The organism is Pseudomonas azadiae, from assembly GCF_019145355.1.
Taxonomy (GTDB): domain Bacteria; phylum Pseudomonadota; class Gammaproteobacteria; order Pseudomonadales; family Pseudomonadaceae; genus Aquipseudomonas; species Aquipseudomonas azadiae.
Genome location: NZ_JAHSTY010000002.1, coordinates 680,726 through 703,534, shown reverse-complemented (window position 1 = coordinate 703,534; position 22,809 = coordinate 680,726). Strand labels below are relative to the sequence as shown.

The following is a 22,809-nucleotide window of genomic DNA, read 5'->3' as shown; positions in this document are numbered from 1 at the left end:
GCTGTTAATGCAAACCAGTTGCAGTTGCAGGAGAAGACGAAGAACTCGGAAAAAACCTGAATGTCAGCGTGAAATAATTTCCTGGCTGCCGTCCGGCAAGGGGCGCACGGCCACCGGCAATATGTGCGGCAAGGCCTTGAGCAAGGCGTCGGTGTCGTTGGCCTTGAACACGCTGGTCAAGCGCAGGTTGCCCACGGCAGGCGTGCTGACCCGCAGCGGCTGCTCGCGGTAGCGCGAAACCTCCCGCGCCACTTCGCTCAACGAAGCGTTGTTGAACACCAGCTTGTTCGCGCGCCAGGCGGTCAGCGCCTCGGTGTTCACGGCGTACGCGGCCGCCACCAGCCCCTGGCTGTCGACGTGGGTGCCCAGGCCCGCCGTCAGCGTCACCACTGAGTCCGGCGTGCGGCCTCGTACCTTCACGGTACCGGCTTCGACCACGACACGGGTCTGGTCTTCATCACGGCGCACATCGAACCGCGTGCCGGTGACGGTCACCTGCCCTGCTCCGGCGGCCACCACGAACGGGCGAGCGCTGTCATGCTCGACGCTGAACAACGCCTCGCCCCGCTTGAGCTCCACGCCGCGCCGGCCTTTTTCGTAGTGCACCGCGACGATGCTGCGGCTGTTCAGATCCATCACCGAGCCATCGGGCAATGCCACCTGGCGCTGCTCGCCCAGGCGTGTACTGAACTCGGCACGGTACGGCTTGGGATGATCCAAGGCGCTGAACAGGCCCAGCCCCAAGGCGACGGCGACGACACTGGCCGCCACCGCGTACCGCAAGACAGCGCGGCGCCTGGGCTTTTCCACCGGCGCCTCGCACAGCGCCTGCAGACGTGCCCGGGGCAGCAGGTCGGTGGCGCTCCACACGCCTTGCAGCACATCGAATTCGTATTGATGATCCGGATGCTCGTTGCGCCAGGCGTCGAAGCGCTGGCGCTCGGCAACGCTCAGCTGCGTGTGTTGCAGGCGCACAAACCATTGCGCGGCTTCGTCTCGGGCACGGTTATCCGTCATGGAAGATCCTGTTTCAAAGCGGGCAGTCATGGCGCCATCGCGTCCAGGCGCTCGCGCAGATGCCGCAGGGTGCGGATCATATACTTTTCCACCATGTTTTTTGACAGCCCCAGGCGCTCGGCGATTTCCTGCTGCGTCAGGCCTTCGATTTTCTGCCAGATGAAGATCCGGCGGCAGTTGAGCGGCAACTCGGCCAGTGCCCGCTCGATGGAATCCGCCAGCTGGATCGCGTGCATGACATGCTCAGGGTCGCCACTGTGGGGCGAACGCTGATCAAGGGATTCGAGCGTGATGGCCTCCCGGCGGTCCTCGCGTCGATAGGCGTCCACCGCGATATTGCGCGCTGTCTGATGCAGATACGCGCGCGGCTGCGCCACCTCGCCAGACGCTGCCTCCAGCACCCGCACAAAGGTGTCATGCGCCAGGTCTTCGGCCTGGTGACGGCTCCTCAGACGGCGCGTCCAGGTTCCGATCAACTCTTCGTAGTGTTCGAAAAAGCCTGTTCTGCGGGGCGGCTGCGGGATCATCGCGGGAACACTGGGGAGGCGGGGCGTGAATAGTAATGCTTCCTATTAAGTGGAGCAATTGCTACCCGCCGTCTGACGTTGAAACTACTGTGCGCCGCCAACCTGCTTGAGCCGGCTGAGTTTCTCTCGGCTGCCGCACACGCTCATCTGGCACCATTTGCGTTGTTTGTTCTTGGAAACGTCGAGGAACACCCAGTCGCAGTCGGTGGCGGCACAACTGCGCAACGCGTGCAGATCACCCGACACCAGCAATTGCGCAGCGTCTATGGCCAGGCGACCCAGCACCATGGCCGTCAGTTCCTGGGTGGTGGTACAAGGCTTCCACCCCCAGGCGGGCTTACCCTCGACGGAACGCAGCAAGCGCCGCTCGACACCTTGCACAAACGCCCGGTTGATCTGCTGCAACGCCTCATCGGGCGCGACGCCGCCTGACGACAACGGATAAAACACCCGGTAAAGGCATTCCCGGAACGCAATGATGAGGTCCAGGTCGGGTTGGTAGGCCATCGATGACTCAAACACCATCGGCTTGTAGTCATCAAACTCCTGGGCAGAGATCAACGACGCATGACGTGCCCATTCAAAGAAGAACCGAAAGCTGGTGAGCCGTTCCTCCACGACCTTGAGCGCAGTGCCGGGACGACGGCCGTTGGTGGTATTGATAAAGTCCAATACCCGGACCCCGCCAATCAGACGGATCGATTTTGCGGTGCCCGTAAAATGTGTCATGCCTGCTCCCGGAAAAACGCGGTCTCCCTGCGATGGCGCAGATTACCTTGTTTTTTCCCATGGCAGACAGGGTGTGCCCGGCGCAAAGCCAGCGCAAAGACAGACGGCTAAGTACGATCGTGGTTGTGCGCCAGCCAATCAAGAAGGGTCTCGACAGACCGTTCCACCGAAAGCGCCCGGGTATCCAAGTGCACCTCCGGGAACACCGGCAGGTCATAGCGGGCGTCAATACCGGTGAAGTGCTTGATCAACCCTGCGCGGGCCTTTTTATACAGGCCCTTGGGGTCACGTTGCTCAGCGGTTTCCAATGGCGCATCCACGTGCACTTCAACGAAAAACGCGTTGCCGATAATCGAGCGCGCGCAGTGCCGGCTGGCGGACGAGGGTGAAATCAGCGCCACGATCACCGTCAGCCCCGCCTCCAGCATCAACCGCGCGACTTCGGCCACGCGCCGGATATTCTCATCGCGGTCGCCCTCGGTAAAACCCAAGTCGCGGCACAACCCGCCACGCACCGAGTCGCCGTCGATAATCGCGGTCATCCGCCCCTTTTTGCGCAGGGCAACGTCCAGCGCATCGGCGATGGTCGATTTGCCGGACGCAGAGATGCCGGTCATCCAGATGACCACAGGCTTGTGCGCCATCCGTGAGTGCTCGGCGCGCCCATGACTGAAGGCAAACGCGTGCAGGTTCTGGCTCGGGCTGTCTGGAAAATAGCTCATGCTTGCTCGTCCTTTTTTATCGAAACAGGCTGTTTGCCCAACAGGAACACCATCACACACTGCACGAACAGCAACAGCGCAACCACCCAGTAGACGGTCGAGAACGAGCCGGTCAGGTCCTTGGAGAATCCGCCCAGGAAGTTGCCGCACACCCCGCCCAGGCCGATCAGCACATTGGCGATGCCGAAGGCCTGGGTCAGCCGGCTGACCGGCACGATTTGCCCGATGTAACTGGGGACCAGTCCGAAGATGGGGTAAAACGCCAACGCAAACAGAAACGCCGCCAGGTAGAACAACGGCAGGCTGTTGAAACCAAACACCAGGATGGCCGCCAACCCGGCGCTGAGAAAACACATCGCCAGCGACGCCCGCACGCCCACCTTGTCGGCGATCCAGCCCACCAGAAAGCCCGACGCCATGCCCACGCCGCCGATCGTGGTCCAGATAAACCCGGCGTCCCGCACCGACACGCCCAATTCATCGCGAAGGAACGGCGCCAGGTAAGTCTGGAACGGCAGCAGCGCCATGCCGTTGAGAAAGGCGATGGCCCAGGTCAGGTATAACGAGCGACTGAGCCAGGGTTGCTGATCGTCTAACGTTGTGGCGCGCGCGCTGGAAAACCCGGTGTCCTGGCTTGCCGCCAGGCTGCGCAACAGAAACCAGGCCACCACGCACAGGGCCACCGAGATCAGGCCGGCGGTGAGCCAGATCGAGCGCCAGCCGCCGTTCAAGGTCAGGAACGACACCAGCAAACCGTTGATAAACACGCCATAGCTGGTGCCGCTGGAGATCAGCCCCATCACGCGAGAGCGATTGCCTGGGCTGAAGCCCTTGGTGACGATTTCCGCCAACGGGATGTACACCGAGGCGGAACAGCCGCCCAGCAGGATCAACAACGCGCCCGACAACCAGATGCTGTGGCTGACACTCAGGCCCAGCAGCGCCAGGGAGGTCATGACCGTGGACACCAGGCTGATTTTCCAGCCCTCGAAATACCGGCTGATGTAACTGGTCACCGAGGAAAACAGCAGGAAGCCGATCTGCGCACCGCCGGTGATCAGGCCCACCGTGGTGTAGTCGAACCCGATGTCGCGGCGCATGTCCACCACCAGGTTAGCGAACAGGTAAACCCCGAACCCGTAGGTGCTGGCCACGAAGCCTGTGAGGACCAGCGCCAATACGATGCTGTCCAATGGGCGGGTGTTGCTGTGTACGAGTGTGCTCATCATCGGCGTCTCATTCGGCAAGCGCGGTATGAATGACAAAGTCGCAGTGCATCATGTCGTAGACGCTCTGGAAATCACCGTAGCTCTCGTGGGCGCGAAACCCGCAAGCGAGCATTTCAGTAGCCAATTCGCCCGGCAATAACGGGTAGACTTTCAGCGTGTACTGTTCCTCATTGTCAAAGCGATAAATGAACTCACACACCTGCTCATCGACCTGCCCCAAGCTGACGGATGCGTTCGTACCGCAGTAATAATAGTGACCGCTGGCCTTGAAGTTGCCCGCGCGAATCGCCAGGAAATTACGTTGATCCACCACCAGCAAGCCACCCGGCTTGAGCAATGCCCTGAATTTTGCCAACACCTTCAAGCGCTCGTGGGCTTCAAACACATGGCACAGCGAACTGCCCAGGCACACCACGGCGTCAAATTGGCCAAGCTCCTCGGCGTCCAGTGAACGCCAGTCGCGGAAATGGGACTCGATGTCCAAACCATATTTGCGAAAATTCGCCCGGGCCTTGGTCAACATCGTGCTGCTGCCGTCGGTGGCGACCACATCAAAGCCCGCTTCCTTTAGCTGCACCGCATGAAAACCGCTGCCCGTGGATACATCGATGACCGAGCGCACGCCGTGCTTGCGCAGCAGGTTTTCAAAAAAGCCGCTCTCCCCTGCCTTGCGTTTTTCCCAGTCGATCAACTCATCCCAACGCTCGACAAAGTCCGCCGTATATTGCGTGGTATAGCTGGCGACTTCGCTGTGCTTGCGCCCAAACATCTGATTCATCACACACCTACCAGGTTGAATTCTTGAAAGAGCGGTACTTGCTCGCCAGCTCGCGGGCAAACTCGGCGGCTTGCTCGACAGCCATGGTGTTCTTGGAATACCCCAGCATCGACTGCATGACGGCCATGCATTGCGGGTTGTAGGTAACGGAGCCGTCACAGTGGATCGCGTCGATGCCGTCCTGGCTCTGGCAGACGGTGTTGATGCGCACCGCCTCGTCCTGCGGGCAGGCCTCGGAGAACTGCACCTGGATGCGCCCGTCGTGCAGCCACACCGGATACCCGCCCGGAAGCCCGAGAGGGCCTGGCGCATGCACCAGCACCGGCGTCGGTGAAAACAGCCCTTCGATTACCGTGACGGCGGAGCACGCGGTGAGAAACTGCCCGTCCACCCCGCCCAGGCGGCGGAACTCGGATTTGACCGTAGCGAAAATCGCCGCGTCCGGCGGTCGGGGCGCCGTCTGCTGGCCGCGCACCTCGTATAACAAGCGGTAGCTGGCCCGCGGCGGCAGCCCACCGCGCGGCACGTAGTGGCTGAAATAATGCTGGGCGTAAAGCTGCACTTGCACATCGGCGGGCGCACATTCGAGCAACCGCGCAATGGAAAACCGCACCGCAGGAATCAGGTTGGCCACATTGCCCACGCCGATATCCGGCGCCAGGCCGAGGCGCCCCAGGATCGGATTGACCGCATCGGGGAACGCCGCGTTGACGGTTTTGCTGGTGATGCCGGAGGCCTTTACCGCTTGCATCAGGCAATGCGTCAACGTCAGGTGCATCGGCAGCCAGGGGCCCAACTGCGCCTGGTCGAGCTTTTCGAACGACAGCTTGGGCAACCCGGTGATCACTCGCCATGACTGCAGCGACGCGCAGTTCACCAGGATATCCGGCGCCTCTTCACGCAGCCGCTGCGCCACCTTGGCGATATCGGTCAGGTCGGCGATCACCGGCTTAATCGCAATGAACTGCCCCAGTTGCGCACACGACAGCGCTACCAGGTTGCACAGCCGGATCGTGGTTTCTTCATCACGACCCAGCACCACGAAGTCAAAAGCGTTTTTCGGCCCGAGAATCTTAAGGATCTGCAGGCACAGGTTGCCGGCCCCCACCAGCAGCAATTTTTTCTTGCGCATCGACGGGCTCATCGCGGGTAGGCTCCGTTGTCGACCGGAATCACCTTGCCGGTGAGGTGACGCAGCGCGTCGCCCACCAGCAGCAAAATGACCTCGGCCACGGCGCTGGGCAGGATCGGGTCCTTGAGGACTTCCTGGCGTGCGTATTCGGCGCGCCGGTAGTCGGGGATGGTGCCGTAGATCGCGGTTTCATGGATCAGCGCCGGGGACACCGCGTTCACCCGCACGAACGGCGCGAAGTTCCAGGCGTTGGCCTTGGTCAGGCCGATCACCGCCGCCTTGGTCGCACCGTAGAGGGCATCGCAACTGCCCACTTCGCCGGCCACCGAAGCGATATTGACGATGCTGCGCGGCGCTTCGTGCTGCATCTCCCGCTCGGCGAAGTCCTTGGACAGGTAAACCAGCGCCTTGAGGTTGACGTTGAGAATCTCGTCTATTTGTTCATCGTTATAGGCATAGACACTTTTGCCGTGGTAAATACCGGCGTTATTGACCAAACCGTAAATAGTGGCATGGCGTTCATACAGTGAGGTAATAAAACCCTTGATAGTGGTCATCTCCGAAAAGTCTGCACTCTGTGCCTCGAATACATCAGCGCCATGGAGACGTTGCAACGTTTCAAGCCCCTCGACATCCTTGTCGGCACCGATAACAAAGTAGCCTTGTTGAATCGCCCTTTCGACGGTCGCTCGACCAATGCCGTTGGCCGCCCCGGTGATAATCAGCTTCTTCATGCAACAGTCCTTATTGACAGAATTCATTCATGCGCGCGTAGAAAGTCCGGTGGTATTCGTACATTGCTTTTAACTTGGGATGTCGTTCTAACAGCGTGGTGTCGATGGGCCGCTCAGGTGGCGCAACAATTCGTTCGCTGTTTTCCGCGTCCACATGCCAACTGCGCCAGGTTTTCCATTGCGCTGGACATTCACGTTTCCACGTCATGGCCTGTGGAAGAAACTCAATACTCAAGTGATCGCAGAGTTTACGTATTACTCGTTCCGGCGCTGCGGCCAGATCATCGGCGTTAATCACATAAGGCACTTTGCCAGTGAGTTTGGTGACCACACAAAATATGTCATACAAGGCTTTATGCCCGATCGCGTGTAACGGCATATCGGGGTGCACCCGATGATGGGAAATAATACTGCCGGCAGGCTCGCGAATAAGAAAAATATTATCCTGTTGCGCAAGAAAGCCCGTATCCACTTTTAAATCATCCAAACAGTGGTAACACATGTCTTTGTGAAAGACGTTTGAATGCTCCCGCGCCGTCAGCAGATGTTCTTTGATGCCCTGATAAGTCGTGGGCAAACTGTGATCCCACTCATCCGAAGGAATCGCCGAATCCTTGGAAAATGCCATGTGCGCAAACGGCTCGTGGAACACCTCAAAATCCCCGCGCTCGATGAACACACGCTCCAGCACGGTGGAACGCGAACGTGGGTGGGCCCACAACCCGATCATCCGGTTCATGCGATCACCCCGAATTCGGCGGCGAGCAATGCGTTGAGCGCGCGCTTGAAGGGTGTCGTCACCGGGCACAGCCGCACGCAGTAGTCCGCCAGGCGCCGGTGCGCGCTGTTGGCTTCATTGCACGCGTTGATAAAGGCTTCGTGGTTGCCGAAGTCATACGGCTCGATGCCGTCGGCAACGTAGGCTTCGTAGAAATACGGGATGCGGATCAGCTTCGCGAAGGTCGCGACCGGCGGTTTTTCGGCCTGCAGCGCAGGCATCACCGGCTTGCCGTGGCTTTCGCGCTCGACCAGAAATTCCACCACATCCGGCGTCAGGGTGTAGTAAGTCGCCGTGTGCCCAGTCTTTTCCAAGTGCCAGCAGCGCTTGTTGCCTCGTTCGTCCACATCGACTTTTATGCTGGAAAGCAGGGTGTTGACCGGCACGTGCGAAGCCGCCACCAGAGCCTGGATCTGCTGATAGACCATCAGTTCGGCCCAGCGCAGTTCGTCGGCGCTCAAGGCCAGGCCACGCTCCGCAGCCTGCAGCGCGAACTCGGGTTGGCAGGCGAAACGCCCGATCATGAAGGTGATCACGTATTGGCAGCGCTGGGTGTCGATACCCTTGCTGCGCGCGGCTGCCATGCCACGCTTTATGGCCTGGATGCCGGCCTGGAACTGCGCGACGGTAAAGCAGAAGGTGATATTCACCGAACCACCCTGGGCCACCAGATGTTCGACGGTCGCCAACCCCTCCAGGCTGCCCGGCACCTTGACCATCACGTTTGGCGCCAGGCGCTGCAGTTCCAGGCCCCTGACGGTCATACGCTCGGTGCAGCGCACGTCCCCCGGGTCGACCTGGGCAGAGATCCAGCCTTGCGCCTGGGCTGATTGAACCCACCGCGACTTGAGCGTCGCAGCCCCTTCGAGGATGACTTCGTTGTACAACTGCTTGCGCAACTCACTGGGAGACAGGCTGGCCAGGTTGAAACGCGATGACCAGTACTCGCGCTTTTCGAGGATGACGGCCGTCACCAACCGAGGATTGGTGGTCACGCTGCATAAGCCCTGCGGCGCGCAGAAATCATCCGGCATCAACGCGTCTATATAACAAGCCGCGGCCGGATACTTTTCCAACAGATGGTGTTTGTAAGGCAAGTACACCGTTGGCGATGAATCCCACCACACTTGCGAATCCGGATCGCTGCGCTTAAGTCGCTCTATGTATCCAGGTGTCTTCACGGCGCCTCTTCCTTGAGTCATTAAATCAATTAAAAATGGCCAGCATTTGACGTATATCGGTAATCGGCAGTGCGCCGGCGGCGGCCAACTGCGGATGCCGATGCGGTGGCCCCAGGCCCAGCACAGGGATCTTGGCGGCAACAGCAGCCTGAATACCCGCAACACTGTCCTCAATCACCAGCGCTTCACTCACTTCAATGTTGTATTGCTCACACGCTATCAGAAACACTAAGGGATCAGGTTTCCAACGACCCAGCTCATAACAACTGAATATTCGCCCTTCGAAATAAGAGAACAGCCCGACCAGGCGCAAGCAATGTTCTATCTTTTCGCGCGGTGCACTGGAGGCGACGCAATAGGGCACTGTCAGCCTATGCAAAACTTCAATAATCCCATCAGTGGCTTTTAACTGGAGCGTCAGCGCGACTAATGCCTGCTCGCGAAAGCGCTGTTCAAAGTCAGTACCCAGGCAAACATTTAAAAGTTGCTCAGCCTCGCGTAAACACTCAGCCATTTTTCGCCCACGGAAATGTTCGATAAACCGTGTCGCATCCAGAACGGTATTGCCCTGTGTATTAAGCATGGCGATCAACACAGACAAGGTGATCTCTTCACTTTGTACCAAGACGCCGTCGCAATCAAAGATGACTAACTTAGGCACGCCCATACTGGCAGTTGCTTTTACCTGAGCGGGCACTTCCCTTATATCGGCAGAGAGGCACATACATATCTCGGATAGTGGCCCCGCGATGACTTCCGAACTACCAACGGAGCGGGTTGAGGTGTGCCTATAAGACACGGGGCGAAAAAGCCTGTCAAACGCTTTTGAGCGGTTTTTTAGTATCTTATGGTTATTTTTTTATAGTTCTGTTATTCCATTTTCCACCATGGTTGTAGTCGCTGATTTCACACGGCTGAACTTCCCTGGCGCGCCGTCAGTCAGCTACTTGAACTCACGGATTTAAGGCTGGGTGAGCAATGCATATCTCGTTGGAGCAACAAGTGGCGCTGGTGACGGGCGCCAGTTCCGGAATCGGTGCCGGCGCGGCCAAGGCCCTGGCGCAGGCCGGCGCGGCGGTGGTGCTGAACTACAACGCCAAGGCGGAACCCGCCGAGGCCCTCGCTGCGCAGATCAATGCCAGCGGCGGCCGGGCAATTGCCATCGGCGCCGATGTATCCCAGGAAGCTGATGTGCAGCGGATGTTTGCACAGGCCCTGGATGCGTTCGGCCACCTGGACATCCTGGTGGCCAACTCAGGCCTGCAAAAGGACGCCAACCTGGTCGACATGAGCCTGGACGACTGGAATAAGGTGATCGGCGTCAACCTCACCGGCCAGTTCCTGTGTGCCCGCGAAGCTGTGCGCATCTTTAATCGCCAAGGCGTGCGCGAAGGCGTATCGCGGGCGGCAGGCAAAATCATTCACATGAGTTCGGTGCACCAGTTGATCCCCTGGGCCGGGCATGCCAATTACGCGGCGTCCAAAGGCGGCGTGGAGATGCTGATGCGCACCCTCGCCCAGGAAGTCAGCGAACAACGCATCCGCATCAACGGCATTGCGCCAGGAGCGATACGCACCGCGATCAATCGCGCGGCCACCGAAGGGGCGGCGGAGCAGGAACTGCTCAAGCTGATTCCCTACGGACGCGTGGGCGATGTGGAGGACGTGGCCAACGCCGTGGTATGGCTGGCCAGCGATGCGTCCGATTATGTGGTGGGCAGCACGCTGTTCATTGACGGCGGCATGAGCCTTTACCCGGAGTTTCGTGGCAATGGTTGATTTGAAAAACGAACCACAAAGTGCCATCGACGCCCACGGCATTATCGGCGACATGCGCAGTGCCGCACTGGTCAATGATAAGGGCAGCATCGACTTTTTCTGCTGGCCTGAATTCGACAGCCCGTCGATCTTCTGTTCGTTGCTGGACACCCCCGAGGCCGGCATTTTCCAACTCACCCCTGACTTGCCCAACGCGCGCCGCGAGCAGATCTACCTGCCGGACACCAATGTGCTGCAAACCCGCTGGCTGAGCGACGAAGCCGTGGTGGAGATCACTGACTTGCTGGCCGTCAGTGAAGAAATCGATGACTTGCCGCTGTTGATCCGCAGGGTGCGGGTCGTCAGCGGCAAGGCCCGGTTTCATCTGCGCTGCGCGGTGCGGCACGACTATGCACGCGCGCCTACCCGGGCCAGCCTCGACAACGGCACGGTGTGCTTCAGTGCCGAAGGCCAACCTGGCCTGCGCCTCTCTGGCAGCCACCCGTTGCAGGTCAAGGATGGCGCTGCCGTGGCGAGCTTTGCACTGGACGAGGAAGAAAGTGCCGAGTTCGTCCTGGGCGGCCAGGACGATCAACGCGTGGACAGCGGCTGTACCGACCTGGCGCTGGCGCACACCGTGAAGTTCTGGCGCGGCTGGATCGCGCAATCGAACTACCGTGGGCGTTGGCGCGAAATGGTCAACCGGTCGGCCCTGGCGCTGAAACTGCTGACGTCGCGCAAACACGGCGCGATCATCGCCGCCGCCACCTTCGGCCTGCCCGAGGCGCCCGGCGGCGAACGCAACTGGGATTACCGCTACACCTGGATCCGCGACGCCTCGTTCACCGTCTACGCCTTCATGCGCCTGGGTTTTGTCGAAGAAGCCAACAGCTACATGCGCTGGCTCAGGGGGCGCGTGAGCGACTGCTGCGCCCAGCCGACCCGGATCAATATCCTGTACGGCATCGACGGTCGCCAGGAGCTGCCTGAAACCGAGCTTGACCATTTCAAGGGCCACGGCGGCGCCCGGCCCGTGCGCATCGGCAACGAAGCATACGACCAGGTCCAGTTGGACATCTACGGCGAGCTGATGGACGCGGTGTACCTGGTCAACAAGTACGGCGAAGCGATCTCCCACGAGGGTTGGAAACACACCGTGGAAGTCGTCGATCAGGTCTGTGAAATCTGGAATACCCAGGATGTGGGCATCTGGGAAATGCGCGGCGAGCAGCACCATTTTTTGCATTCGCGCCTGATGTGCTGGGTCGCGCTGGACCGCGCCATCCGCTTGGCGTCCAAACGCTCGCTGCCGGCGCCGTTCGCGCGCTGGGACCAGACCCGCCAGGCGATCTACGCCGACATCTGGAGCAACTTCTGGAACGAAGAGCGTGGGCATTTCGTCCAGTACATCGGCAGCACGGCGCTCGACGGCTCGATGCTGCTGATGCCGTTGGTGCGTTTCGTCGCGGCGACCGACCCCCGCTGGCTGTCGACCTTGCAAGCCATCCAGAAAAACCTGGTGCGCGACGGCATGGTCTATCGCTACCGCAACGAGGGCCAGATCGATGGCCTGCAAGGCACCGAAGGCGCATTTGCGGCCTGTTCGTTCTGGTACGTCGAATGCCTGGCCCGCGCCGGGCAAGTGGAGAAGGCTCACCTGGAGTTCGAACAGCTGCTGCGCTATGCCAACCCGCTGGGGTTGTATGCCGAAGAGTTCGACAGCCAGGCCCGCCACCTGGGCAACACGCCCCAGGCGTTGAGCCACTTGGCGTTGATCAGCGCGGCGACGTTTCTGGACCGCAAGCTCAGCGGGCAGAAGACGACCTGGCAACCCTGATGCCGCCATCGCGGGCAAGTCGAATCGTCGCACCGCCCGCTCGCCACAGAAGCCCCAGTTTGATGCGCGACGCCCCGTCAGGGTTTCCGGTAGAGTTTCAAAACCATCGGCCAACCGAAAGTGCCCACCATGACCCTGACCGCTCCGCTGCTTTACGTACGCACCTCCATGCTCGACGTGGCATATGAAGCCCACGGCCCAACCGACGGTGAGCACGTGATCCTGCTGCATGGCTTCCCCTACGACCCGCGCGCCTATGACGCGATTGCGCCGGTGCTGGCCGAGCGTGGTTACCGGGTGCTGGTGCCCTACCTGCGCGGTTACGGCCCGACGCGTTTTATCAATGCCCAGGTGATGCGCTCCGGGCAGCAGGCGGCGTTGGCCAAGGATTTGCTGGAGTTCATGGACGCACTGGCGATCCCGCAGGCCACCCTTGCCGGGTACGACTGGGGTGGGCGCGCCGCCTGTATCGTCGCGGCGTTATGGCCTGAGCGGGTGCGCGGGTTGGTGACCGCAGACGGTTACAACATCCAGGACATCGCTCAATCGCCCAAGCCACGGGCGCCGGCGACGGAACATCGCTTGTGGTATCAGTACTACTTTCATACCCAGCGCGGTGTCGACGGGTTGACCGCCAACCGCCGCGAACTCTGTGGGTTGCTGTGGTTGCTGTGGTCGCCGTCCTGGGCCGAAGGGCCGGGGCTGTATGCGCAGACGGCGCCGTCGTTCGATAACCCGGATTTTGTCGCGGTGGTGATCCATTCCTATCGTCACCGCTTCATGTACGCGCCTGGCGACCCGGCGCTGGAAGCCATCGAGCAGGCCCTGGCGTTGCAGCCGGTGATTTCGGTACCGAGCATTTCGTTGTGCGGAGCCGATGATGGCGTGGGCCCGCCGCCCGAGGTGGATGATGACGTGGAACATTTCAGCGGTTTTTACCGGCGGCAGATCCTGCCTGGCGTGGGCCACAATATCCCTCAGGAAGCGCCGCAGGTGACCGTGGCGGCGATCCTTGAATTGCTCGCCGGCGCTTAAGGCGCTGCCGCGAGCCTGAAGCTGAACACGCTGCCCTGCCCCGCCACGCTCTCTGCCCAGAGCGTGCCGCCATGGGCCTGGATAATCCCGTGGGCAATATACAACCCCAGGCCGCTGCCGGTGGGGTTGCCTTCGCGGGACGTCCAGTAGCGTTCGAAAATGTAGGGCAATTGCGCCGCGTCGATGCCCACGCCGTTGTCGCATACGCGAAACAGCACTTCGCCGTCCGCCGCCTGGGCGATCACCTCGATCGCGCCGCCCAGGTCTGTAAACTTCAGCGCATTGCCAAGCAGGTTGGAAAACACCTGGAACAGCCGCTCCGGGTCGGCCTGGACACGCAGCCCCGGCTGGGCCCGCCAGGTCAGGTTGATGCCCTTGGCCGCCGCCAGCGGGTGCCACATCAAGCCCAACTGGTCGAGGGTCGCGTTCACCTCCAGCGACTGCAAGGCAACCTGATAGCGCCCGGCCTCGATACGCGAAATGTCGATCAAGTCTTCCAGCAAGGTGTTCATGCGCGACGTGGCGTTCTGCATGGTTTCAATGGCCGTGGCCATACGCAGGTTGGCCTTGGTGTCGTCGACGGGCACCAGCTTGCGCATCATGCCGCATTGCATCAGCAGGATAGTCAAAGGGCTGCGCAGGTCGTGGGAGACCACCGCCACCAGCTCATCACGGGCACGCACGGCCGCATGCTCGCGCTGCACCTGGCGCGCCAGGTCAAGCTCCAGGGCATGGCGGCGCAGACTCTCGACCGCCTGCAGCACGGAGGCAGACCATTGCAGCGCCTTGCCATCGACCTGCTGCTTCCACAGTTCAAACGACAGCCGCGGGCTTGAGGTGCTGGCCCCGGCCTGCTGATGCTTGATGGGTTGGCCACTCCAGTTCACCGTGGATTTGAGCTCGGGGCGAAACCACATCACGGCATTGTCCACCGGTTTAGGCAGGCGAATGGCCAACAGGCCGCTGGCGATCGCCTGATAGGCTGCCGCCGCCGGGAAGTCCACAGCCAGTTGATGACTGGACACTACGCCTTTGCCCTGCTGCTGCACCCAGGGGTAAAGGGCGCGGATTTGCACCTCGGTCGGGCAGGCTCCGAAGCAGTGCAGGCGCTCCTCCACCAGGATCGCCAAACCATCGGCGGCAGTCAGGTCCAACAGGGTTTGCGCATGGGGGAGCAAGCTTTCCATCACATCAAGCGTGTCCCCGGCCATGGCGCCGGCCAACGCGTCGATCATCACGGTTTTTTCCTGCTGCTGGCGACGGGCTTCCTGTTCCTGGAGCAAGGTGATCTGCATCGAGAGCAACTGGCCAATGCTGCTGCAGGCCGTGCGCAACTCATGGGGTACACGCAAGGGCTCGCGGTGACCGCAGGTGATCAGGCCCCAAAGCTGGTCGTCCTTGAGCAGGGAAATACTCATGGATGAGCGCACGCCCATGTTTTTCAGATAAAGGCAGTGCACCGGCGAGACGCTGCGCAGCACCGCGAAGCTGAGATCGAGCGGGCGGCCGTTATCGGGGCGCAGCGCGGGCAAGATCGGTACCGGCTCGTAGGCCGCATCGGGAATCACGCGGATCCAGTTGAGCCGGTAAAGCTCGCGGGCCTGGGGCGGGATATCCGAGGCCGGGAAACACAGGCCCAGGTAAGGCTGCATGCCGTCACTCAGGGATTCACCGATCACCTTGCCGTGACCCTCCTGTTCGAAGCGGTACAGGGTGACGCGGTCGTAGCCGGTCAATGCGCGGATCTCGGTGACGCAGGTCTGGTACAGCCCATCGAGGCTCTTTGCCGCCTGCAGGCGGCGCAGGGTTCGCGCAACGTGCAAGGCAGCGGCATGCCGGGGTGATACGGCGCGCTCCAATTCGAGAAACAGCAAGCCCTGGTGGCGATGCAGCAACGCGTCGAACAGGTCGCCGTTGAGCGTCACTTGATGCAACTCGTCTTCATCGGCATCCAGGTCCGCCAACGCCAGGCGCACTTGCGCCAGGGCGTCTGCGCCGATCAGGCTGCCCAGCGCCTGGCCGGACAGCGACGCGGCGCCCAGGCCCAGCTCGGTATTGACGTTGGTGCTGGCCTGCAACACCACAAGCGCCGGTTCACTGAGCGTCAGCAGCAATCCATGGGGCTGGATCGAACCGGGAATGTGGATAGGCTCGCTGGCGCAATCGTCCCGCAGAGGATCGGCGCTGATCGCAGGCATTGGCTTCATGAGCAGGGTTACGCCGGGGGGGCGAAGGAAAAAACGGTGCAGTCGGGGGCGATCACTGCGCAAGATAGTCGGCCAACATAGCACCTTGCTTCAATGGTGTACGCTTTCGTTCAAGCCGGGTGGCAGAAGCGCTCGCGGTAGGCCTGAGGCGTGGCATCCAAGGCGCGAAGGAAGCTGCGGCGCAGGGTTTCCTCGCAACCGAACCCGCACTGCATGGCGATACGCTTGATCGACGCGGTGCTGTCAGCCAGTTGCCGGCGCGCGGCTTCGACGCGCATCAATTCGACCGCTCGCGCGGGGGTCTGGCCGGTTTCGGCGCGGTAGTGGCGCACAAAGCTGCGCTCGCTCATGCCGGCCTGGGTGGCCAAGGTCGGGATGTTCAGATCCAGGCTCAGGTTTTCCGCCATCCAGGCATGGAGTTCTGCGAAGCGGCTGTTATCTTTTTGCAGGGACAGGGTCACGCTGAATTGCGACTGGCCACCGGGGCGCTTGAGAAACACCACCAGGTGCCGCGCCACTTCCAGGGCTGCGGCGCGGCCCAGGTCTTGCTCCACCAACGCCAGGCACAGGTCGATGCCTGCGGTGACACCGGCGGAGGTCCAGACGGCGCCCTGCTGGATGAAGATCGGGTTGGACTCCACCGTCAACGAAGGAAACTTGCGTGCCAGTTCGTCGCAACGCGTCCAGTGGGTGGCGACGCGGCAGCCGTCAAGCATGCCGCTGGCGGCCAGCAGGAACGCACCGGTGCACACCGAAGCCATGCGCCGGGTGTGCCTGGCTTTTTCGCGCACCCACTCCACCAGCGCCGGGTCTTCAGCCGCGCCGTACACCCCCCAGCCGCCGGCGATCACCAGGGTATCGCACGGCGCATCGACGGCAGGCAGCGGCTCGGCCACCAGGGCCAGGCCGGACGAGGTCATCACCGGCTGCGCTTGCGCGGCAATTACCGAAACGGCATAAGGCAAGGGTTCGCCACGTTGGCGCGCCAAGTCATTGGTGGAGGCGAACACCTGCAACGGCCCGGTGACATCGAGCACCTGGGCGTTATCGAAAACGAGTACATGAACAATTTTGGGCATGATTGGCGCGATTCGTGGGCTCAATGGCGTATTCGCCAAAGCCTAAGCCCCTAGAGTGAAGCCGTCCACCCCCTTTGACGGAGCGCTATAGATGACCTTGCAGATTGGCTTTGTGTTGTTCCCCGGCATCCAGCAACTGGACCTCACCGGCCCCTATGACGTGCTGGGCTCGCTGCCGGACGTGAAGTTGCATCTGGTGTGGAAAGACCTGGAACCGGTCACTTCCAGTACCGGCCTGGTGTTCACCCCGACCATGAGCTTTGCCGATTGCCCGCGCCTGGATGTGATTTGTGTGCCCGGTGGGTCCGGCGTCGGGGCGCTGATGGAAGACCCGCTCACCCTGGACTTTCTCAAGGCCCAGGCTGAGACCGCGCGTTATGTGACGTCGGTGTGCACCGGTTCGCTGGTACTGGGCGCCGCAGGTTTGCTGCGCGGGCGCAAGGCGACGACCCATTGGGCCTACCACGACCTGCTCGCCCCGCTCGGCGCGATCCCGGTGCAGGAGCGCGTGGTGCGTGACGGCAACCTGCTGACCGGCGGCGGCATTACCGCAGGCATCGATTTTGCCCTGAGCCTGGCGGCGGAGCTGTACAGCGAAGCGGCGGCGCAACTGGTGCAGTTGCAGATTGAATATGCGCCTGCGCCACCGTTCAATTCGGGCCGCCCCGACACCGCGCCCCAGCATGTGCTGGAAGAAGCCAATAAACGCACCGCCGACTCGCGTCGGGTACGCGGTGAGATCGTTGCACGCGCGGCTGCACGGCTGGGCTGATACTTAAAGACACTACTATTGTAGTGAGCGGGCTCGCCCCGCGCTGGGGGGCGAAGCCGCCCTGAAAGGGACACTGCGGTGTATCAGGTGAAACTCCGGTGGCTGCTTTTGGGGCGGCTTCGCCCCCCAGCGCGGGGCAAGCCCGCTCACTACAGACTTGTCAGGCGGGGCGGGACATCAGCGCCAGGCGCACAGCCAACACAGTCAGCACCGTCGCCAGGCCCCACTTCTGCAACCAGGCGCTGTTTGAGCGCCTGGCAAAGAAACGGCTGAGTGCGCCGCCAAACACGCCCAGCACCCCATGGAACACCATTGCGATCAAGGTCAGCACGCCCCCAAGCAGCAACAACTGCACAGCGATGGAGCCTGCCTGGGGCCGCACGAACTGTGGCAAAAACACCACGAAAAACAGCAATGCCTTGGGGTTGAGCAGGCTGTTGAGCATGGCTTGAAGGAACACGCGGCCCAACGGCACGCGGTTGACACCCGCCGCGTCCATTCCAGGTTTTTTCTGCAAGGTTTTGAACACCAGCCACAGCAGGTACACCACGCCTGCATAACGGATCAAGTCGAACGACGGCGGCCAACTGGCGACCAACGCCGTCACCCCGGTGGCCGTCAATGCCGTCAACAGCACGTCGGCCACGCTGATACCCAAGGCCGACGCCACGCCGCCGCGCCAGCCGTGGGTCACGCCATGGCTGATGACAAAGGCCATGTTCGGCCCTGGGGATAACAGCAACAGCAGCACCGCACCGGAAAAAACCGCCAGAGTCGCAAGGTCGATCATGCTCAAGCCATCCACCGGGAAAGCCTGCAGATTAATCGGCCCCTGCTGTACGGACAAAAAATTGTGCTGGATACATTGCCCCTGAGTAATTGCTCATTGCTACAGCCTGCGTCTAGAATGCGAAACATTATCAATTAAGACTGCTGCGCCAGGATGCCCATGTCGAGCGATCACCCTCTGGACCATGCCGCCATCGGCCAGCTGTATCACGCCCATCACTCCTGGCTGCGCGGCTGGTTGAGCCGGCGCACCGGTTGCCGTGAGCACGCTGCCGATCTGGCCCAGGAAACCTTCGTGCGCCTGCTCAACGCGCGCAAGCAGCAGACCTTGCAGCAGCCGCGTGCCTACCTGAGCAGCATCGCGCGCAGCCTGATGATCGACCAATACCGACGCCGTGAGCTGGAACGCGCTTACCTGGAGAGCCTCGCGTATTTCCCGCAAGTCGAAATACCGTCGGAAGAAATCCGGCTGCTGATCCTCGATAGCCTGGAGCGCATCGACCGCCTGCTCGATCAGCTCAAGCCACGGGTGCGCGAAGCTTTTTTGCTGGCGCAACTGGACGGCCTGACCTGCGCACAGATCGCCCTGCGCCTCGGCGTGTCCAAGGCCACGGTGGAACGTGACCTGTCCAAGGCGCTGCACGCCTGCTATCGGTTACGTTATGTCGACAGTTGACCCGCGCCTGGTGGACCAGGCTATCCAGTGGATGATCACGCTACGCTTCAACGTCGCCGACGATGCCAGCACCGCCGCGTTCGAGCGCTGGCTGCACACCAGCGCCGAACACCAGCAGGTATGGCAGCGGGTGGCGACGATGAATGACGATTTCAGCCAGTTGCCGGCCCAGGTCGGTCGACATGCGCTGCGCGGGGCGCGTCAACGCATCAGCCGTCGCGAAGGCTTGAAACTGCTGGGCCTGTTTGCCGGGGCCGCCGGCTTGACCTGGCTCGGCCGCGACTACCCCCCCCTGCCCGCCCTGATGGCCGACTACCGCACCGCGACCGGCGAGCGGCGCTGGGTGACGTTGGACGACGGCAGCCGGATCCTGCTCAACAGTGCCAGCGCCTTCGACACAGCCTTTACGTCCGAGCGGCGTCTGGTGCAGTTGCGCCAGGGTGAAATGCTGGTGAGCACCGGTGCCGACAACCGGCCGTTCTGGGTGCAGACCCGCGACGGTTACCTGCGCGCGCTCGGCACGCGTTTGCTGGTGCGCGAAGAAGCCCAAGTCACCCTCCTCGCGGTGCAACAAGGCGAAGTGGCGGTATTTACCAGCAGCCATGCCAGCAATGCGCGCCAAGTGCTCAAGCCCGGCGAACAGGTGCTGTTCAACCGCAGCGGCATTCGCCCGGCCGTCGCCAACGGCCTCGATCCCTGGGCCTGGAGCGAAGGCGTGATCACTGCGCAAAACATGCGCCTGGACGATTTCCTCAGCGAGCTGGGCCGCTATCGCAATGGCCTGCTGCGTTGCAGCGAGGCGGTAGCCGGATTGCGGGTGTCGGGCACTTATCAATTGGACGACACCGATCAAGTGCTGGGCCTGGTTGCGCAGTCACTCAAGGTCAATGTCACTTACCGCAGCCGCTATTGGGTGACGGTTTCACCCCGCGTGTGATTTTTCAAAAAATAAATGAGGTGAATTCTCATTGCCGCTCGACCTGTAAGGAAAGGCCGATCAACAGGCCGGTTCTGTCCACTTCCTTCAGGAGCATCACGCGGTCATGCAAGCGTTCCCCTTCTCCCGTTCTCCCCTCCTGCGTGCGGTGCAAGCCGCCTTGCTCAGCGCCTGCCTGAGCTACGCAGTTGCCCCCGTGGCCGCACCGGCCGAAACGCTGGCGAGTGACGCCCAGGCCCGCGATTGGAACATTGCTGCTGGTGCCCTGACGAGTGCCCTTGATCAATTCGCTCGCCAAGCCGGCATCAGCCTCTCGTACGACGCTACCAGCGTCGCCGGTAAAACCAGCCCAGGCTTGAGTGACCGCCTCGATCCCCGGCAGGCACTCGAGCAGCTGCTGCGCGGCCAGGGCCTGCAAGCCCAGCGCCAGGGCGACGGCGCTTGGTTGTTATTGCCGCAAGTGGCCGACGCCAGCGCGCTGAACCTGGGCGCCACCCTGATCAGCGGCGAACGTCTGGGCGCGACCACCGACGGCACCGGGTCCTACACCACCGGCGCGGTCACCATCGGCAAGGGCGAACACAGCCTGCGGGAAACCCCGCAATCAGTGAGTGTGATGACTCGCCAGTTCATGGACGACCAGAACGTCACCACCATCGATGACGTAATGGAACGCACGCCCGGCATTACCACCTACGAGTCCCCCATGGGCGGCAAATATTTCTATTCCCGGGGCTTTAAGATGCTCGGTCAGTACCAGTACGACGGCGTGCCCCTGGACATGGGCAAGGACTACGTCCAGGCCGACAGCTTCAGTGCAAACATGGCGATTTATGATCGGGTTGAAGTACTCAAAGGCGCCGCCGGCATGCTCAAGGGTGCCGGCACCGCCAGCGGCGCGGTGAATTTCGTGCGCAAGCGCCCACAGGCCAAGCCCACCACCAGCCTGTCACTGTCGGCCGGCACCTGGGACAACTATCGCACCGACTTCGACACCGGCGGCCCGCTGAATGACAGCGGCACACTACGTGGCCGCGCGGCGGTCAGCCAGCAGGACCGAGGCTCCTACATGGACATTGCCAAGCGCCAGGACCGGGCATTCTACGGCGCGCTCGATGTCGACCTGACGCCGGACACCACCCTGGGCTTTGGCGCCAGCTATGAAGACGTCGACGCCACGCCTTGCTGGGGTGGCCTGCCGCGCTACGCCGACGGCAAAAGCGCCAAGCTCAGTCGCTCGACCTGCCTGGGCCAGTCCTGGAATGACTGGCAAAGCCGGCGCACCACCTTCTTCGCGGACATTACCCACCACTTCAACGATGACTGGAAACTCAAGGTGGCGGCGGTACACAGCCGCAACCTGCAAGACACCAAGTACGCCGCCAGCGAAGGCACCATCAACTACGGCGATCCGGCGCCAACGGCCAACTCCTACGCGGCGCTGATGGACTACGATCACAAGGACTTCGGCCTCGACGCCTACGTGGACGGCAAGTTCGAAGCCTTTGGCCTGGAACACGAACTGATCCTAGGCGCCAATGGCAGCCGTGGTACACAGGATGATGTATACGCAATCCAGAATCTGCCAAGGCGCCAGAGCATCTACCAACCCGACCACCACTTCCCGGAACCGGCCAACGATACCTTCTGGCCGAACATGTACCGCGGTGGCACGGTCAAGGAAACCGCTACCCAATACGGCACCTACGCCACGTTGCGCCTGCGCCTGGCCGAGCCATTGATGTTCATCGTCGGCAGCCGTGTGAGCTGGTACGAGAACCGGCGCCAGTCCAACAATCTGGCTTGGGGCGAATGGGCCCCACAAGACGCGCGGACCCGGGAAACAGGCGAAGTCACACCCTTCGCTGCGCTGATCTACGACCTCAACGAACACTGGTCGGTGTACGCCAGCTATGCGGATATCTTCCAGCCGCAAAGCGCCTACGCCACCGCCGATGGAGCGGCGCTCAAACCGAAGATCGGCGATAACTACGAGCTGGGGATCAAGGGCGAATGGTTCGACGGACGCCTCAACAGCTCCCTGGCATTGTTTCGCGCCATCGAGAAAAACGGCGCCGAAACCGACTTCCTGAGTTTCTGCCCGACCTCCGCCGATGGCTATTGCTACACCGACAAAGGCAAGGTGCGCGCCCAAGGCGTGGAGGCCGAAATCAGCGGTGAAGTGCTCAATAACCTGCAGTTGTTCGGCGGCTACACCTACACCCAGACACGATCCCTGAACAACCAGGACAGCACCAAGAAAGGCGGCGTTTCCAACACTTACGTGCCTCGGCACATGCTGCGCTTGTGGGGTGATTATCAGCTCGACGGTGCGCTGTCGAAATGGAGCGTAGGCGCCGGGGTCAACGCGCAAAGCAGCAACTATCGCGTGCAGACCATCAAGCTGGAACAGGCCGGCTACGCGACGTGGAGTGCACGCGTGGCGTACCGCATGGATGACACCTGGAGTGTGTCGCTCAACGGCAACAATCTGTTCGATAAAAGTTATTACAACACGGTAGGCACCGCTGCCTGGGGCAACTTCTACGGTGAACCGCGTAATTTTACGGTGAGTTTGAAAGGCAACTTCTGATCAAGCGAAACCCCCGGCGGCAGGGCACTTAGTGCGACACTGCCGCCCTTTCCCGCGCCATTTTCCAGCGCGCTTTTAAAAAAGGTTTCATCTTTAAGCAGGAAAAATCTCACATTTGTTCCTACACTCAAAAACACACCCCACTACCGAGTGTTCGGACAAGGAATGTCAATAAAATGCCGCATAAAACACCGCGAAACCTTTCTACCATGCCGCTTGCGCACCCCAGTCAATTTGTTGACTGATCGCAGACAGCAGACACTCCTTTAGTCACGCCCTCCGCAAAATCCCTTCAAATG

At 61.4% G+C, this 22,809-nt stretch carries 21 protein-coding genes; 7 read left to right on the top strand and 14 right to left on the bottom strand.

Features of this window, described 5'->3' with window-relative positions:
* Positions 1-63: 63 nt before the first annotated feature.
* The 11 genes from KVG91_RS19650 to KVG91_RS19600 form a co-directional block, all read right to left on the bottom strand.
* The gene (locus tag KVG91_RS19650) at positions 64-1,017 is read right to left on the bottom strand and encodes a FecR family protein (RefSeq protein ID WP_169374599.1); all 954 of its coding nucleotides are present in this window, start codon (positions 1,015-1,017) and stop codon (positions 64-66) included.
* Between the two features lie 26 nt (positions 1,018-1,043).
* Positions 1,044-1,544: a sigma-70 family RNA polymerase sigma factor gene (locus tag KVG91_RS19645; RefSeq protein WP_169374600.1), complete on the bottom strand. Its 501-nt coding sequence runs from the start codon at positions 1,542-1,544 to the stop codon at positions 1,044-1,046.
* Positions 1,545-1,628: 84 nt separating this feature from the next.
* Positions 1,629-2,273, bottom strand: coding sequence for a CGNR zinc finger domain-containing protein (locus tag KVG91_RS19640; protein WP_169374601.1), 645 nt, complete (start codon positions 2,271-2,273; stop codon positions 1,629-1,631).
* 107 nt (positions 2,274-2,380) lie between these two features.
* Positions 2,381-2,995, bottom strand: a complete 615-nt coding sequence (gene cysC, locus KVG91_RS19635; protein ID WP_169374602.1) for an adenylyl-sulfate kinase — start codon at positions 2,993-2,995, stop codon at positions 2,381-2,383.
* Positions 2,992-4,221 carry an MFS transporter gene (locus tag KVG91_RS19630; protein ID WP_169374603.1) on the bottom strand — a complete coding sequence of 410 codons (1,230 nt, stop codon included), beginning with the start codon at positions 4,219-4,221 and terminating at the stop codon, positions 2,992-2,994. Before KVG91_RS19630 ends, cysC begins: the two co-directional genes overlap by 4 nt.
* 10 nt (positions 4,222-4,231) lie before the next feature.
* On the bottom strand, positions 4,232-5,002 hold the full coding sequence (locus KVG91_RS19625) for a class I SAM-dependent methyltransferase (protein WP_169374604.1): 771 nt from the start codon (positions 5,000-5,002) through the stop codon (positions 4,232-4,234).
* Positions 5,003-5,009: 7 nt separating this feature from the next.
* On the bottom strand, positions 5,010-6,146 hold the full coding sequence (locus KVG91_RS19620) for an SDR family oxidoreductase (RefSeq protein ID WP_169374605.1): 1,137 nt from the start codon (positions 6,144-6,146) through the stop codon (positions 5,010-5,012).
* A complete protein-coding gene (locus tag KVG91_RS19615) occupies positions 6,143-6,868 on the bottom strand; it encodes an SDR family oxidoreductase (RefSeq protein WP_169374606.1) in 726 nt (241 codons plus the stop codon). The genes KVG91_RS19620 and KVG91_RS19615 overlap by 4 nt, the downstream gene beginning before the upstream one ends.
* Before the next feature lie 10 nt (positions 6,869-6,878).
* A complete protein-coding gene (locus tag KVG91_RS19610; RefSeq protein ID WP_169374607.1) occupies positions 6,879-7,607 on the bottom strand; it encodes a sulfotransferase-like domain-containing protein in 729 nt (242 codons plus the stop codon).
* Positions 7,604-8,827 (bottom strand): transaldolase family protein, encoded by a 1,224-nt coding sequence (locus KVG91_RS19605; protein ID WP_169374608.1) that lies wholly within the window; start codon positions 8,825-8,827, stop codon positions 7,604-7,606. The genes KVG91_RS19610 and KVG91_RS19605 overlap by 4 nt, the downstream gene beginning before the upstream one ends.
* 25 nt (positions 8,828-8,852) lie before the next feature.
* Positions 8,853-9,551 (bottom strand): HAD family hydrolase, encoded by a 699-nt coding sequence (locus tag KVG91_RS19600; RefSeq protein WP_169374609.1) that lies wholly within the window; start codon positions 9,549-9,551, stop codon positions 8,853-8,855.
* Positions 9,552-9,805: 254 nt separating this feature from the next.
* Here KVG91_RS19600 and KVG91_RS19595 point away from each other — a divergent pair, with 254 nt between their 5' ends.
* The 3 genes from KVG91_RS19595 (at position 9,806) to KVG91_RS19585 (ending at position 13,457) form a co-directional block, all read left to right on the top strand.
* Positions 9,806-10,606 (top strand): glucose 1-dehydrogenase, encoded by an 801-nt coding sequence (locus tag KVG91_RS19595; RefSeq protein ID WP_169374610.1) that lies wholly within the window; start codon positions 9,806-9,808, stop codon positions 10,604-10,606.
* Positions 10,599-12,422, top strand: coding sequence for a glycoside hydrolase family 15 protein (locus tag KVG91_RS19590; RefSeq protein WP_169374611.1), 1,824 nt, complete (start codon positions 10,599-10,601; stop codon positions 12,420-12,422). Before KVG91_RS19595 ends, KVG91_RS19590 begins: the two co-directional genes overlap by 8 nt.
* Before the next feature lie 129 nt (positions 12,423-12,551).
* Positions 12,552-13,457 (top strand): alpha/beta fold hydrolase, encoded by a 906-nt coding sequence (locus KVG91_RS19585; RefSeq protein ID WP_169374612.1) that lies wholly within the window; start codon positions 12,552-12,554, stop codon positions 13,455-13,457.
* Here KVG91_RS19585 and KVG91_RS19580 read toward each other — a convergent pair.
* The gene (locus KVG91_RS19580; RefSeq protein WP_169374613.1) at positions 13,454-15,664 is read right to left on the bottom strand and encodes an ATP-binding protein; all 2,211 of its coding nucleotides are present in this window, start codon (positions 15,662-15,664) and stop codon (positions 13,454-13,456) included. The genes KVG91_RS19585 and KVG91_RS19580 overlap by 4 nt on opposite strands.
* Positions 15,665-15,774: 110 nt before the next feature.
* Positions 15,775-16,743: a GlxA family transcriptional regulator gene (locus KVG91_RS19575; RefSeq protein ID WP_169374614.1), complete on the bottom strand. Its 969-nt coding sequence runs from the start codon at positions 16,741-16,743 to the stop codon at positions 15,775-15,777.
* Positions 16,744-16,834: 91 nt separating this feature from the next.
* On the opposite strand from KVG91_RS19575, the gene inhA reads away from it, so the two are divergent.
* Positions 16,835-17,515 carry an isonitrile hydratase gene (inhA, locus tag KVG91_RS19570; RefSeq protein WP_169374615.1) on the top strand — a complete coding sequence of 227 codons (681 nt, stop codon included), beginning with the start codon at positions 16,835-16,837 and terminating at the stop codon, positions 17,513-17,515.
* A gap of 160 nt (positions 17,516-17,675) precedes the next feature.
* Here the strand turns inward: inhA and KVG91_RS19565 are convergent, their stop codons facing one another.
* The gene (locus KVG91_RS19565; protein WP_169374616.1) at positions 17,676-18,305 is read right to left on the bottom strand and encodes a LysE family translocator; all 630 of its coding nucleotides are present in this window, start codon (positions 18,303-18,305) and stop codon (positions 17,676-17,678) included.
* Positions 18,306-18,464: 159 nt separating this feature from the next.
* On the opposite strand from KVG91_RS19565, the gene KVG91_RS19560 reads away from it, so the two are divergent.
* The 3 genes from KVG91_RS19560 (at position 18,465) to KVG91_RS19550 (ending at position 22,510) form a co-directional block, all read left to right on the top strand.
* On the top strand, positions 18,465-18,980 hold the full coding sequence (locus tag KVG91_RS19560) for a sigma-70 family RNA polymerase sigma factor (protein WP_169374617.1): 516 nt from the start codon (positions 18,465-18,467) through the stop codon (positions 18,978-18,980).
* Positions 18,967-19,917, top strand: coding sequence for a FecR domain-containing protein (locus KVG91_RS19555; RefSeq protein ID WP_169374618.1), 951 nt, complete (start codon positions 18,967-18,969; stop codon positions 19,915-19,917). Before KVG91_RS19560 ends, KVG91_RS19555 begins: the two co-directional genes overlap by 14 nt.
* A gap of 106 nt (positions 19,918-20,023) precedes the next feature.
* Positions 20,024-22,510, top strand: a complete 2,487-nt coding sequence (locus KVG91_RS19550; RefSeq protein WP_169374619.1) for a TonB-dependent siderophore receptor — start codon at positions 20,024-20,026, stop codon at positions 22,508-22,510.
* The last annotated feature ends 299 nt before the right edge of the window (positions 22,511-22,809 follow it).

Excerpts from the sequence above, each read along its gene's own strand:
- KVG91_RS19650 (WP_169374599.1), bottom strand. The coding sequence starts at position 1,017 with ATGACGGATAACCGTGCCCGAGACGAAGCCGCGCAATGGTTTGTGCGC.
- KVG91_RS19645 (WP_169374600.1), bottom strand. The coding sequence starts at position 1,544 with ATGATCCCGCAGCCGCCCCGCAGAACAGGCTTTTTCGAACACTACGAA.
- KVG91_RS19640 (WP_169374601.1), bottom strand. The coding sequence starts at position 2,273 with ATGACACATTTTACGGGCACCGCAAAATCGATCCGTCTGATTGGCGGG.
- cysC (WP_169374602.1), bottom strand. The coding sequence starts at position 2,995 with ATGAGCTATTTTCCAGACAGCCCGAGCCAGAACCTGCACGCGTTTGCC.
- KVG91_RS19630 (WP_169374603.1), bottom strand. The coding sequence starts at position 4,221 with ATGAGCACACTCGTACACAGCAACACCCGCCCATTGGACAGCATCGTA.
- KVG91_RS19625 (WP_169374604.1), bottom strand. The coding sequence starts at position 5,002 with ATGAATCAGATGTTTGGGCGCAAGCACAGCGAAGTCGCCAGCTATACC.
- KVG91_RS19620 (WP_169374605.1), bottom strand. The coding sequence starts at position 6,146 with ATGAGCCCGTCGATGCGCAAGAAAAAATTGCTGCTGGTGGGGGCCGGC.
- KVG91_RS19615 (WP_169374606.1), bottom strand. The coding sequence starts at position 6,868 with ATGAAGAAGCTGATTATCACCGGGGCGGCCAACGGCATTGGTCGAGCG.
- KVG91_RS19610 (WP_169374607.1), bottom strand. The coding sequence starts at position 7,607 with ATGAACCGGATGATCGGGTTGTGGGCCCACCCACGTTCGCGTTCCACC.
- KVG91_RS19600 (WP_169374609.1), bottom strand. The coding sequence starts at position 9,551 with ATGTGCCTCTCTGCCGATATAAGGGAAGTGCCCGCTCAGGTAAAAGCA.
- KVG91_RS19595 (WP_169374610.1), top strand. The coding sequence starts at position 9,806 with ATGCATATCTCGTTGGAGCAACAAGTGGCGCTGGTGACGGGCGCCAGT.
- KVG91_RS19590 (WP_169374611.1), top strand. The coding sequence starts at position 10,599 with ATGGTTGATTTGAAAAACGAACCACAAAGTGCCATCGACGCCCACGGC.
- KVG91_RS19585 (WP_169374612.1), top strand. The coding sequence starts at position 12,552 with ATGACCCTGACCGCTCCGCTGCTTTACGTACGCACCTCCATGCTCGAC.
- KVG91_RS19580 (WP_169374613.1), bottom strand. The coding sequence starts at position 15,664 with ATGAAGCCAATGCCTGCGATCAGCGCCGATCCTCTGCGGGACGATTGC.
- KVG91_RS19575 (WP_169374614.1), bottom strand. The coding sequence starts at position 16,743 with ATGCCCAAAATTGTTCATGTACTCGTTTTCGATAACGCCCAGGTGCTC.
- inhA (WP_169374615.1), top strand. The coding sequence starts at position 16,835 with ATGACCTTGCAGATTGGCTTTGTGTTGTTCCCCGGCATCCAGCAACTG.
- KVG91_RS19565 (WP_169374616.1), bottom strand. The coding sequence starts at position 18,305 with ATGATCGACCTTGCGACTCTGGCGGTTTTTTCCGGTGCGGTGCTGCTG.
- KVG91_RS19560 (WP_169374617.1), top strand. The coding sequence starts at position 18,465 with ATGTCGAGCGATCACCCTCTGGACCATGCCGCCATCGGCCAGCTGTAT.
- KVG91_RS19555 (WP_169374618.1), top strand. The coding sequence starts at position 18,967 with ATGTCGACAGTTGACCCGCGCCTGGTGGACCAGGCTATCCAGTGGATG.
- KVG91_RS19550 (WP_169374619.1), top strand. The coding sequence starts at position 20,024 with ATGCAAGCGTTCCCCTTCTCCCGTTCTCCCCTCCTGCGTGCGGTGCAA.